At 72.0% G+C, this 11,478-nt stretch carries 10 protein-coding genes; 2 read left to right on the top strand and 8 right to left on the bottom strand.

Features of this window, described 5'->3' with window-relative positions; translation table 11 throughout:
• Positions 1-109: 109 nt before the first annotated feature.
• The 4 genes from ACT3T5_RS09430 to dut all read right to left on the bottom strand — a co-directional run bounded on the left by ACT3T5_RS09430 (position 110) and on the right by dut (position 3,974).
• Entirely contained in the window at positions 110-1,426 is a 1,317-nt protein-coding gene (locus ACT3T5_RS09430) for a class I SAM-dependent RNA methyltransferase (protein ID WP_444576557.1), read from the bottom strand.
• 161 nt (positions 1,427-1,587) lie between these two features.
• Positions 1,588-2,535, bottom strand: a complete 948-nt coding sequence (locus tag ACT3T5_RS09425; RefSeq protein WP_444594251.1) for a DUF3159 domain-containing protein — start codon at positions 2,533-2,535, stop codon at positions 1,588-1,590.
• On the bottom strand, positions 2,532-3,437 hold the full coding sequence (locus ACT3T5_RS09420; protein WP_444594250.1) for a DUF3710 domain-containing protein: 906 nt from the start codon (positions 3,435-3,437) through the stop codon (positions 2,532-2,534). Before ACT3T5_RS09420 ends, ACT3T5_RS09425 begins: the two co-directional genes overlap by 4 nt.
• 3 nt (positions 3,438-3,440) lie before the next feature.
• Entirely contained in the window at positions 3,441-3,974 is a 534-nt protein-coding gene (gene dut / locus ACT3T5_RS09415) for a dUTP diphosphatase (protein ID WP_444594249.1), read from the bottom strand.
• Positions 3,975-4,034: 60 nt separating this feature from the next.
• Between dut and ACT3T5_RS09410 the strand changes: the two genes are divergently transcribed.
• The gene (locus ACT3T5_RS09410; protein ID WP_444578996.1) at positions 4,035-4,589 is read left to right on the top strand and encodes a DUF3093 domain-containing protein; all 555 of its coding nucleotides are present in this window, start codon (positions 4,035-4,037) and stop codon (positions 4,587-4,589) included.
• A gap of 185 nt (positions 4,590-4,774) precedes the next feature.
• Here the strand turns inward: ACT3T5_RS09410 and ACT3T5_RS09405 are convergent, their stop codons facing one another.
• Positions 4,775-5,077 carry a DUF4193 domain-containing protein gene (locus ACT3T5_RS09405; RefSeq protein ID WP_444578998.1) on the bottom strand — a complete coding sequence of 101 codons (303 nt, stop codon included), beginning with the start codon at positions 5,075-5,077 and terminating at the stop codon, positions 4,775-4,777.
• 285 nt (positions 5,078-5,362) lie between these two features.
• Between ACT3T5_RS09405 and sepH the strand changes: the two genes are divergently transcribed.
• Complete coding sequence (gene sepH / locus ACT3T5_RS09400) at positions 5,363-6,778, top strand: septation protein SepH (RefSeq protein ID WP_444579000.1); 1,416 nt, start codon at positions 5,363-5,365, stop codon at positions 6,776-6,778.
• A 106-nt stretch (positions 6,779-6,884) separates the two neighbouring features.
• On the opposite strand, the gene ACT3T5_RS09395 is transcribed toward sepH, so the two are convergent.
• From ACT3T5_RS09395 to ACT3T5_RS09385, 3 genes are read right to left on the bottom strand one after another with little or no spacing between them, the layout of a single operon-like run.
• Positions 6,885-8,084 (bottom strand): alkaline phosphatase family protein, encoded by a 1,200-nt coding sequence (locus ACT3T5_RS09395; protein WP_444579001.1) that lies wholly within the window; start codon positions 8,082-8,084, stop codon positions 6,885-6,887.
• On the bottom strand, positions 8,077-8,652 hold the full coding sequence (locus tag ACT3T5_RS09390; protein WP_443335441.1) for a DUF5998 family protein: 576 nt from the start codon (positions 8,650-8,652) through the stop codon (positions 8,077-8,079). The genes ACT3T5_RS09395 and ACT3T5_RS09390 overlap by 8 nt, the downstream gene beginning before the upstream one ends.
• Before the next feature lie 26 nt (positions 8,653-8,678).
• Positions 8,679-11,414, bottom strand: coding sequence for a bifunctional acetate--CoA ligase family protein/GNAT family N-acetyltransferase (locus ACT3T5_RS09385; protein WP_444579003.1), 2,736 nt, complete (start codon positions 11,412-11,414; stop codon positions 8,679-8,681).
• Positions 11,415-11,478: the final 64 nt, after the last annotated feature.

Genomic DNA, 11,478 nt, shown 5'->3' with positions numbered 1-11,478 from the left:
AAGTCTACCACGGCGCGACGGCACTCCCGGACGGCCTTCCCGGACGGCCTTCCCGGACGATTCGACGACGGTTCCCGTCCGGCGCCCCGTCGCTCCGGAGCTCCGGCACTCAGGCGCGCTCGAGCACCGTCACGGACTCGACGTGGTGCGTATGCGGGAAAAGATCAAAGGCTCGCAGGTCCACGATCTTCCAGCCGGCCTTCTCCGCGAGGGCCAGGTCGCGGGCGAGCGTCGAGGGCTCGCAGGACACATAGACGATGCGCTGGCGCACGCTCTTGGTGAGCAGGCCGATGAGCTCCGCCCCGGCGCCGCTGCGCGGCGGATCCAGCACGACGACGTCGACGCCGCCGCGCCGGGCACGCACCCAGTCGACGACGTCGGCCGTGGCGGTGGAGACCTGCGGCAGATCCTCGAGATTCTCGGCGGCGAGCTGCGAGGCCCGTCGGTTGCCCTCGACCGTGATCACGGTGCCCTCGGGCCCGACCTGCTGGGCCGCGGTGGCCGCGAAGAGGCCGACCCCGCCGTAGAGGTCCCAGGCGCTGCCGCCGTGCGGTGCCTTCAACGTGCGCTCGACGACCTCGCTGAGCAGCTCGGCGGCGCGACGGTGCCCCTGCCAGAATCCGGTGGCGCTGACGGCGAACAGACGCTCGCCGACGCGCTCGTGCACCAGGCCGTCACCGCGCAGCGGGACCAGCCCGCGGCCGGTGCGCACGGCGACGTCCGCGTCGCCCCAGGCCTCGGGGATGACGACGGAGGCCGGGTCCAGGTCGCGGCCGATCAGCACCACGGAGGCGGGGCCGGCGGACGGTGCGACGGCGTCGATGGCCTCGGTCCCCTCGGGGGCGGTCCACTCCCCCAGCCGCAGGGCCCGGATCTCAGGGGATGCCAAGGGGTTCTCCCCGGCGTCGCGCACGTCGTGCGAGCGCCATCCGCGCATCCCGACCCGACCCTCGTCGTCCACGGCGAAGCGCACCCGTGTGCGCGAGCCGAGGCCGTCGAGGTCGTGGGGCGCGGGCTCGACCTGCACCTGCTCGATCGGATAGCTGGTCACTCCGGCGCGGCGCAGCAGCTCCTGCATCACCTCGCTGGCGATGCGCCGCTGGGCGGGCAGCGCGATGTGCGCCCACTCGGCACCGCCGACGCCGTCCACCGAGGATTCCTCCCAGATGGTCGGGACGCGGTCCACGCCGGCCTCGAGCACGTCGACGGCCTCGGCGCGCCAGAACCGGGCGTCGGCCTGCTTCTCGGGGTCGTCCAGGAGGCGGGCCGTGACGGTCTCCCCCGGGGCGGTCCCGCGCACGAACACCACTCGACCCTCGTGGCGGGCCACGAAGGTGCCGCCCGCGGCGGGAGGCCCGATGGTCAGGGTGAGGAGCCGTCCGCCTGCAGTGGGGGTGCTCGACATCGGCTCGGCCTCCATGCTCATCGTCCGCTCCCTCTCCGTCCACGGGCGCGCGCGCCCTCGCGGACCACCGCTGCCCGGTCTCGTGATGTTCTCCGACCGCGGCCTGTGCCGGGCGGAGTCTCGTCGGGTCCAGTGTCTCACCAGGCGGACCGATCCGAGAACACCACGCTCCGGGAACGCTGTCAGAGCTGCTCGCGGCGACCCAGCAGAGCGCGATGCATGAGCCATACCAGGTAGGCGATGACCGCGAAGGCCGGGAGCCCCATCGCGAGCTTCGCCACACCGAGCGCGGCGACGTGCCCGGTCAGCAGCAGCGGGACCTGCACGGCCAGCTTCGCCGCATACAGCCCGACGAACAGCAGCGTGGCCCGGGTGTAGACGCGGCGGGCATCGGGATCCGCCGCCCAGTCCTCGACCCGGGGATCGAGGACACCGACCAGCAGACCGATGAGCGGCCTGCGAGCGAGCACGGAGACGAGGAGCACGAGCAGGGAGACCGCGTTGATCGCGATGCCGGGAGCATAGAAGTCGGTGCCGTCGCCGGAGCGGATCGCCATCACCGCGCCGAGGGCGACCCCGATGAGCCCGCCGAGCACGGTCGCCGGGCTCTGACGCTGCGCGAGGCGGACGATCAGGAGAGCCGCGACCACGACCACCGCGGTCACGGACGCCGCGATCACCGACCGGCTCGCGACGAACACGACGATGAACAGCAGCGTGGGCAGCACCGACTCGGCGACGCCGCGAGGGCCGCCGACCGCACCGGCGACCGAGAAGTCCTCTTGCTGCAGGACCCCGCCGAGCCCGCTGCGCGGGGAGGCCGGGTCTGATGGCGCGGAAGCGGACGGGTCTGCCGACGCGGGCGAGGACGCGTCTGCCGACGCGTCATCGGACGGGGCGGTCGGGGTGGGTCCGGCCGCTGCTGTGGGCCCGACTGCTGCGGTGGGCGCGATCGGTCGCTCCGTCTCCGCGCTGCCGCTGTCCCGGTGTCGAGCCGTCTCCCCGGCGCGAGCCTGGTGGGAACCGGCAGCCTCGGGGACGTCGGCATCTTCTGGAACGTCGACGGCTTCCGGAGCGTCGGGGGCCTCTGGACCGTCAGGGACGTCGGGGACCTCGGGAACCCCGATCATCCGATCTGGGTGATCTCGGGTCCGCGGGCCAGCGGGTCCAGCGAGCTGGCCCCGATCTGGTTGAGACCGGGACGCTGACCGGGAAGGTTGAGCGGGATCAGCTCCTGCGGGGCCATCGCCTCACCGCCGCGCACCACCACCAGGCGGGAGATGACGGTCTCGATGGCCCGGGCCTGCTCCGCGTCGCTCAGGGCCTTGCCGGTGAGGATGGCCCGCAGGAACCAGCGTCGGCCGTCGATCCCGATGAACCGGGCGGGTCGGTACCCCGTGCGCCCGTCGGCACGCTTCACGGGCAGGCGCGTGATCAGCTCCGTCCCGAACGCTCCGGGACGGGTCTCGGCCGTCCCGCCCTGCTTCACGACGGAGTCCCGCAGCGAGGTCCGGACGTCGTCCCACAGGCCGCGGGACTTCGGAGCGGCGAAAGCCTGCACCTGGACCGAGGATCCGCCGATCACCAGGTTCGCGCCGGTGACGGCGCTCGTGCGCTGATCGACCTCCATCCGCAGCTCCATGCCGTCGATCGTCGGCACCTGCAGGCCGCCGAGGTCGATGCGATCCTCCTCGGGCGCGTCGCTCTCGTCGAACGGTCCCTCGGCGAGGTGATCACCGCGCCCGGTGGTCTCCTCGGCGCCTGCGTCGCCGGTCTCACCGGAGGCCTCATCTGCGGTCCCGTCCGACGGGGCCCCGACCTCCTGCTCGTCCGCCTCCTGCTCGGGGGAGGCCTGCACGACGTCGGCCGCGGAGCCCTCGTCACCCACAGCGGTGGATGCGCCGTCGTCCGCGGTCCCGTCGGCTGCAGTCCCGTCAGCTGCGGCGCCGTCTGCTGCTGCGTTCTTCTCGATGTCCTCGTGGGCGTCGACGGCGTCGACGTCCTGACGCTTCTTGCGGGAGAACAGTCCCATTGTTCAACCCTCCTGGTTCTCGTCGGTGGCGGTCGCTGCCGTTGCGTGCCCGAAACCGCCGCTGGAGCCGAAGCCCGAGGTGGACCGGTCGGTGGCATCGAGGTCGTCGACCTGCTGCAGCACGGGGGTCATCACGGGGACCACGACCAGCTGGGCGATCCGGTCACCGGCTCGGAGCGTGAAGCTCTCCACAGGATCGGTGTTGTGCAGGGAGACCTTGATCGGGCCGCGGTATCCGGCGTCCACGACACCGGGGCCGTTCAGCACGGTGATCCCATGCTTAGCGGCCAGACCGGAACGGGGGCAGACCAGGCCCACCGTTCCTCCCGGCAGGGCGACGGACGTCCCCGTGTCGACGAGGGCGCGCCCGCCGGGGGGGATCTCGAGATCGACGGCGCTGGTCAGGTCCAGGCCAGCATCATCGGCGTGGGCTCGACGCGGCATCTCGGTCCCCGCAGCGAGCGCGATCCGCAGCGGAGGCGCGTCAGGGGCGGCGGCGCGGGCGGCCGCGTTCGTGGTGTCAGACTCTTCAGGCATGGGCACAGGGTATGCCGTCCAGCCCGAGAGCTCCCAGCACGCGCGTGAGACCATCGGAGCATGACCGCAGCACCCGATCCCGTCCCCGGGACGACGGCGGACGACGCCGCCTCGTCGCCCCCGCGCCCTGCGTCCCCCACGGCCCCCACGGCCCCCACGGCCCCCACGGCACCGCCGTACCGCGAGCGGCTGCTGCCCAGCCCCGGCGCCTGGATCGTGGTGATCGCGCTCGGTTCGATCGTCGGCCTGGTCATCGTGCCGCTGAACAGCATGCTCGCGCTCATCGTGGCGATCGTGAGCATCGCGATCGCGATCGTGCTCGCCGTGCTCTACTCCCCCGTGGTGACGGTCTCCGACGGGAAGCTCTCCCTGGGCAGCGCCCAGATCGACGTCGACCAGCTCGGAGACCCCGTGGTGCTCGAGGGCGAGGAGTGGCGCCTGCTGGTCGGTCAGGACTTCGAACCTCTCGCGTACCACTGCGTGCGCGGCTGGATCCATGGCGGGATCCGTGTCGAGGTCCACGACGAGGAGGATCCGACGAGCGCCTGGGTCGCCTCCTCGCGCCACCCGCAGGATCTCGCCCTCGCGCTGCGCACCGCCCAGCAGCACGCCTGACCACCCACCCACGCCGATCCGGACGCCTCCGGGGCGGAGCACGGGAGCCCACGAGAGCCCACGAGAGCCCACGAGAGCCCACGAGAGACACCGCACCACGCGTCACCGCAGTGCACGCACCCGGCATGACGAACGGCGCCGCACCCCGAGGGTGCGGCGCCGTGATGCACGGAGGCTCCGGTCGCTCAGGCGGCCGCGCACTCCTTGCAGATGATGAGGGTTCCCTCGACGTGGTCGATCTGGCTGCGGTGCTTCACCAGGAAGCAGCTGGCGCAGGTGAACTCATCGGCCTGACGGGGCAGGACCCGCACCGAGAGCTCCTCGCCGGAGAGGTCTGCGCCGGGGAGCTCGTACGAGTCCGCCGCCTCTGCCTCGTCCTCGTCGACCGTGGGGGCCGCCGACTCGTTGCGGCGACCCTTCAGCTCCTCGATCGAATCATCGTTCGACTCATCGTCGTTCTTGCGCGGGGCATCGTAATCTGTGGCCATCTACGGTCCGTTCTCGTGGTTCGCGGCGGTCGTCCGACCTGGGGAGGCTTGCTGTCATCCAGCACATCGCGATCGCCCTCGCCCCCTCTGGGCCGGTCCGGATCGAAACGCTGAATGCGGCGGCATTATTGCAGAGAGGTCTGTGCTCGGCAACCGACGTCACATTCGGGGGCGCAACACGCCCTGCTTCCCGGCGCGGACGCCGCCGGGGAGCACTGCTACGGGATATGGTCGCTGCCTAGACTTCTGCACGCCACCGACCAGGCTGCGACGGAGAGGACGACGATGCGAGAGATCGAACTCGACGGGATCCATGACGATGGAGAGCATGTGATCCTGGTCGACTCCGATGGCGAGCGGTACACGCTGCGGATCGACAAGGCGCTGCGCGCCGCGGTGCGCACGGACCGACCGGCGCTCGGCATGATCCAGGCTGCCGATGCTGCGCCGCTGCGCCCTCGCGAGATCCAGGCGATGCTCCGTTCCGGACGCAGCGCCGAGGACATCTCCGAGGCCGCCGACATCCCGGTGGACCATGTCCGCCGCTACGAGGGCCCCGTCCTCGCCGAGCGGGAATGGACCGCTCAGCGAGCACGCACCTTCCCCGTCGGCCGTGGTGGCCCGAGCCTCGATGATGTCGTCGCCGAGCGTCTTGCCGCCCGGGAGGCGACCGAGGAGACCGCCTGGGACGCATGGCGCCGAGCCGACGGCACGTGGACCCTGGAGCTGACCTTCTCCGCGGCGGGCCGCACCCGCCAGGCGCATTGGGTCGCCGAGATCGACAACCGCTCGGTCGCACCGGTCGATGACGAAGCGCGCTGGATCAGCGACGAGGACGCCCCGCCCGAGCCGACGCGCGGCCGTGCGCGCCTGCAGGCCGTGAAGAGCTCGGTCTACGACCTCGAGGCCGACGGCTCCTTCGACGAGAGGACGGCCGCTCCTCGGCGCGGCCGCGCCCCCTGGCCGACCCAGCACCCGACGACCGACGGCCCGGCCGCGCCCCTCGACGACAGCGAGCTCGATGCGCTCAATGCCCGTCGTGGCCTGCGTTCGGTCCCCCCGCCGGTGGACGACTCCGGCTCGGTATGGACCAGCCTCGATGAGGATCTCCTGGACGACGCCCGGACCGACGATGCCTCGGCGGCATCCGGTGAGCCGGCGGGCTCCGCCGAGGAGGCGGCACGCACCGACGGGACCGACGGCGCTGACGAGTTCGCCCGGACGGACGCGCCGGGCGCGTCGGGCGCTGCAGGAGGGACTGCGGAGTCGGCGGGCGTCGCGTTCGAGGAGGTCGCGGACTCCGACCGGGATGCCTTCCTCGAGCACACCACGAGCGACGCGGATCTCCTCGACGAGGCGACCGATGACGACGCGACGGACGACGCCACGGATGCCGCGGCCGACGGTCCCGAGGACCAGGACGACGTTGATGCCGCCGACGTCACGGGCGAGCATGCCTCGAGCGCGTCGACCAGCTCGTCTCCCGGTGGGAAGGTCCTCGACGAGCGGCACTTCCAGGACACCGTCGATCTGACGCCGCTGCCGGGCTTCAGCGCGACGTCCGCGCCATCACCGTCGGATCCTGTCGATCCGGCCGAGCAGCCCAAGCCGGCCAAGTCCCCGAAGGGCTCCAAGGCCAAGAGCAAGCGGGCCTCGATGCCCAGCTGGGACGAGATCGTCTTCGGCTCGAAGCACGACTGATCCTGATTCACCACTGATCCTGATGCACCACTGATCCGGACTCACGACCGAACCGGATCACCGCTTCTCTGATCGGTGCCGCTGCCCGCACCGATCAGAGAGGCGCTCAGACCATGACGCGCAGGAGCGGGACGACGCTCTCGGCCTTCGTGAGCGATCCGTGCACGCCGATCATCGCGCGGGCGGACGCCGGACGCCGTGAGAAGTCGTCCACGCTCCACCGGTCCCGAGCGAGCACCAGCACGTCGGGCAGGCGCCCGGCGACCCGCCCGGACACCTCGGTGCCCACCGAGGCGAGCAGCCCCGAGGAGAGCACCTGGGCCCGGTCCAGGACCAGGGCACGCCCTCCCAGCAGATCGCGGAGTCCGCTCGTGAGCTCCTCGGCGGCACCGTCCCCCTCGACAGCTCGCAGTGCGAGCGCACGGGACTCCCCCGCGACCGACGCGGCCAGTCGTTGCAGCCGCGGATGGTCGGCGAGATCGATCGTGGTGCTCGGCGAGGTGTCGACCATGCCGTGATCCGCTGTGACGTGGAGCCGCGTGCCACGTGGCAGTCGGCGCAGCAGCGATCCGAGGAGCGCATCGACCTCGGCGAGAGCCGTGCGCCACTGGTCGCTGTCCACCCCGTGATGGTGCCCGGCGTGATCGACGTCGTCGACGTGGAGATGGACCAGGCCGTCGGGGCCGGCGCGGTGGAGCGCGGTGCGCACCGCTTCGACCCTGTCCCCCCGGCCGTGGCCCAGGAACTCCCAGCCGCGGTACGCCACACCGCTGAGGTGAGACCCGGCGTGCTTGGACGGGGCCACCTGGACCGCCCGGCGGGTGCCCTGCTCGACCAGAGTCGGTGCGGGCATCCACCGTCGCGGATCCACCGATCGGTCACCGGAGATCTGGTTCAGGGGCTGGCCGGAATCCGGGTCGTAGGTGAGATATCCCAGCACCCCGTGCACGAGCGGGGGCAGGCCGGTGTGCAGCGAGACCATCGCCGTGGCGGTGGTGGCCGGGGACACGGTGCGGATACGCGTGATCTGCCCGTCCAGCCGGCGCAGGGTCGGGGTGAGGGCGCGGTGCGTGGAGAGCAGCCTGGAGCCCACTCCGTCGAGCAGGATCACCACGTCGCGTCCCGGTTCCGGCGCAGAGACCAGCGGTGCCAGGACGTCCAGGAGGGCTGGTCGTGCGCCGTCTGCGAACGGGGCGGGCAGCAGGTCGTCGGGCCAGTCGATGGGCTGCGCCGGGACAGCCGGGCCGTCGGCCCGGGCGCTGGGGGCGCCGTGCTCCGGATCGGCCATGGTGGTCCTCTCAGGCATCCAGGGCGTCGACCGCGTCGACCAGCTCGTCGTGGAAGCGCAGAGCGGCCTCGACGGCATCGTCGCCATCGGCAAGGGCGCTGACACGCAGGGCGAGGTCCGCCGGGGCCATCGTGCCGGTGTATCCGTGGTCGGCCTGGCAGCTGGGGTCCTCGCAGACGGCGCGCTCGAGATCCACGCGGTGGCTGCCGCTCCACGTGATGCCGAGCGTGATCTCGGCCTCCCGGCCCGGGGTCTGCTGCCCATCGGTGTCGAAGACCTGGGAGAGACCGGTGGAGGCGATCCTCTGCAGCCGGACCCGCTCCGTGGTCGAGACGACCTGGCTCGGGTTCAGGGCGTCGGCCGGGTCGTCATCGAGGTGCGTGACCAGCAGGTGGGTGGCCGTCAGGACGAGGACCGTGAGGTGCCGGCGCACTTCAGGGCCGTCGAAGGTGGTCTCCGGCCGTACGAGGTGGGCCAGCGGCCGCGCACCATGCAGGGAACGCTTCAGGCTCTGAGCGGCCGTCTGCGGGAAGTATCCGGCGGTCTCGAGCTCTGTGAGGAGATCAGCGGGAAGAGCTGTGGTCATCGGACCAGTGTCCCACGCTCCCGGGCTCAGGAGCCCGCCGGTCCCGACAGGGCGCGACGGGAGCCGTCGGTCCGGTTGGGGGCCGGGCTCAGCCGGACGGCGGCACCGACCACGCTGACGCCCTCCTGCCCCACCAGCACCGGGTACAGCTCGAGCATCGCGAGCTCCGGGAGGTCCTCGGCGAGCAGACCGATGCGCACCAGGAGGTCGGCGAGCGCCTCACGATCCGCGGGCGGGAGCCCCCGGCTCCCCTGGAGCTTCACCGCGCTCGCCGGGGTGTCGATGAGGGCGCGCGCGGCGTCCTCGCTGAACGGCGGGATGGCGTAGGCGATGTCATCGAGCAGGTCGGTGGCGTCCCCCGCGACGGAGAGGGACACGACAGGGCCGAGCGAGGGGTCCTCGACGCTGCGCACCACCATCGGCACGCCCGGCGGGGCCATCGCCTGCACCTCGAGCGGGGCGCTCGAGTAGGACAGGTCGCGCCGCATCGCCGCGACCGCATGGCGCAGCTGGATCTCATCGGGGATCGCCAGGCGCACTCCCCCGAGATCCGCCCGGTGACGCAGCACCTCATCGGTGCTCTTCAGGGCGACGGGATAGCCGAGGCCGCGTGCCCGCTCCACGGCATCGTCGGCGTCGAGGACCGCGTGGGATTCCAGCACCTCGATCCCATAGGCCGACAGGAGATCTCTGACCTCGCCGGCGGTGAGGTCGCGTGCAGGGGTCGACGTGCCGCTGGCGGCGAGGGCCCGGTCCACGAGATCGCGGGCGCCGGCGCGGTCGACGTCCTCGCGGTGCGCGGGTTCGTCGTCGTCGACCGCCGGACGCAGTGCGGCCGCGAGCATCCCGGCCCCGGCGCGGACCACCCCGTAGGGCGTGGCATGGAGGGGAGGAAGGTCCTGGTCCCGTCGGATCGACGCCTGCACCTGGGCGAACCGGTCGGCGTCGGTGATCAGGCAGACCAGCAGCACCACCTCGGAGTGGCGGGCCACGGTCGCCATCGCCCGGATCACCTCGAGGGCGTTCCCGCTGAGGGGGTCGAGGAAGCCGGCGATGACCAGGTCCACCTGTCCGAGGGCGGCCATCGAGGTGAACGCGCGCTCGATCAGACGAGGGTCCGACGCCAGGGGGACGCTGTGGTTCTCGGCCACCACCTCGAGACCCGCCTGGTCGGTCGCTCCGCGCAGGGAGGCGCCGAGCGCGGCGGTGTTCGAGAGCAGCCCGACGCGCTGCCCCGGGGGCAGTCCCTGGCGTCCGATGGCGTCGGCGATGTCCAGGAGATGGTCGACCCCGGAGGCCTGCACGGCACCGGAGGAGCCGAGCACCTGGTCCAGGGCGCGGCGCGGCAGCACCGAGCGGCGCACATCGTGACCGGGGGGCGTCGTGGAATCGATCCCCGGCGGCCGCAGCACGATCAGCGGAACCTTCCGGGTGAGGCGACGGGCGAGCCGTGTGAACTTCCGCGGGTTGCCCATCGATTCCAGGGCGAGCGCGATCACCCGGACGCTGTCGTCGTCCTCCCAGTGCTGCAGGGTGTCGTTGAGGGAGACGTCCGCCCGGTTGCCGACGCCGACGAACTCGTGGATGCCGATCCCGCGGGTGTCGGTCCCTGCCAGCAGCAGCGCGGACAGCGCGCTGGACTGCCCGGCGAGCGCCACGGGACCCGGGTGCGGCATCTTCGGGGCGAGGGAGAGGCTGATCGCCTCCTCGCCCGTGCGCAGGAAACCGAGCGACCCCGGGCCCAGCAGGCGCATGCCGTGCAGGCGGGCACGGGCCACGAGCCGCCTCTGCAGCCGGCGGCCCTGCTCGCTGTCCGTGAACCCCTCGGTGGGGATCACGACGCTGCGCACCCCGATCTCCGCGCACTGCTCGATGGCGTCGAGGCAGGCTTCGGGGCGCAGGGCGATCACCGCGAGATCGACGGTGCCCGGGATGTCCTCGATCCGAGCACGGGTACGGTGACCGCGCACCTCGAACGCGTCCCGGGAGATGACGTGGACGGCGCCGGAGTATCCGGAGTTCTCGAGCGCCGTGAGGAACCGGCCCCCGGCGGAGTCGGCGCGGGAGGACACCCCGATCAGCACGACGGACTCCGGGGTCAGGAGGCGCTCCATGGCGCGGGCCTCCGCACGGTGCTCGCGCTCCGCCATCACCGCGAGGGAGCGTTTCGTGGGGTCGATGCGGAAGGAGACCAGGACCACGCCGTCGTCCATGGTGCGCTCCACGTCGAAACCGGCCTCGGTGAACACGTTGATCATCTTCGCGTTCTGCGGCAGCACCTCGGCGGTGAAGAAGCTGATGCCCCGTTCGCGGGCCGCGGCCGCCAGGTGCTCGAGCAGCACCGAGGCGAGACCGGAGCCCTGGCGCGCGTCGGAGACGTTGAACGCGACCTCTGCCGCTCGTGGATCGATCCGGTCGTACCGGGCCACAGCGATGATCTCGTCCCCCACCAGCACGATGAAGGCCACCCGGTCGTGGTGGTCGACGTGCGTGAACCGTGCGAGGTCCCGGGGGGAGAGCTGCGGCATCGCCGCGAAGAACCGGAGATAGCGCGAATGCTCGGACTGCCGTGTGTGGAAGTCCTGGAGGGCGTCCGCGTCCGCGGGGCGGATGGGCCGCAGATGTGCCGCGGAACCGTCACGCAGGGCGATGTCGGCCTCCCAGTGCGCCGGGTACTCCTCAGCGGGGTCACCGGCGGCGTCGGCGGCACGACGCCGCAGGGAGCGCAGCGGTTCGAGCCGGGGCACACGACTGTCGGGCATGATCGGATCCTATCGTCGACGATCGTGGAATAGACGGGATTCACGTCCCGTCCGGGCCCTGGCT

The sequence above is a fragment of the Brachybacterium sp. AOP3-A1-3 genome, assembly GCF_052378285.1.
In the GTDB taxonomy this organism is placed as follows: domain Bacteria; phylum Actinomycetota; class Actinomycetes; order Actinomycetales; family Dermabacteraceae; genus Brachybacterium.
This window is presented reverse-complemented; position numbering and strand designations above follow the sequence as displayed.

What these genes read in the sequence shown, in the direction of transcription:
- ACT3T5_RS09425 (WP_444594251.1), bottom strand. Translation starts at nt 2,535, where the DNA reads ATGATCGGGGTTCCCGAGGTCCCCGACGTCCCTGACGGTCCAGAGGCC.
- ACT3T5_RS09420 (WP_444594250.1), bottom strand. Translation starts at nt 3,437, where the DNA reads ATGGGACTGTTCTCCCGCAAGAAGCGTCAGGACGTCGACGCCGTCGAC.
- dut (WP_444594249.1), bottom strand. Translation starts at nt 3,974, where the DNA reads ATGCCTGAAGAGTCTGACACCACGAACGCGGCCGCCCGCGCCGCCGCC.
- sepH (WP_444579000.1), top strand. Translation starts at nt 5,363, where the DNA reads ATGCGAGAGATCGAACTCGACGGGATCCATGACGATGGAGAGCATGTG.
- ACT3T5_RS09430 (WP_444576557.1), bottom strand. Translation starts at nt 1,426, where the DNA reads ATGAGCATGGAGGCCGAGCCGATGTCGAGCACCCCCACTGCAGGCGGA.
- ACT3T5_RS09405 (WP_444578998.1), bottom strand. Translation starts at nt 5,077, where the DNA reads ATGGCCACAGATTACGATGCCCCGCGCAAGAACGACGATGAGTCGAAC.
- ACT3T5_RS09410 (WP_444578996.1), top strand. Translation starts at nt 4,035, where the DNA reads ATGACCGCAGCACCCGATCCCGTCCCCGGGACGACGGCGGACGACGCC.
- ACT3T5_RS09395 (WP_444579001.1), bottom strand. Translation starts at nt 8,084, where the DNA reads ATGCCTGAGAGGACCACCATGGCCGATCCGGAGCACGGCGCCCCCAGC.
- ACT3T5_RS09390 (WP_443335441.1), bottom strand. Translation starts at nt 8,652, where the DNA reads ATGACCACAGCTCTTCCCGCTGATCTCCTCACAGAGCTCGAGACCGCC.
- ACT3T5_RS09385 (WP_444579003.1), bottom strand. Translation starts at nt 11,414, where the DNA reads ATGCCCGACAGTCGTGTGCCCCGGCTCGAACCGCTGCGCTCCCTGCGG.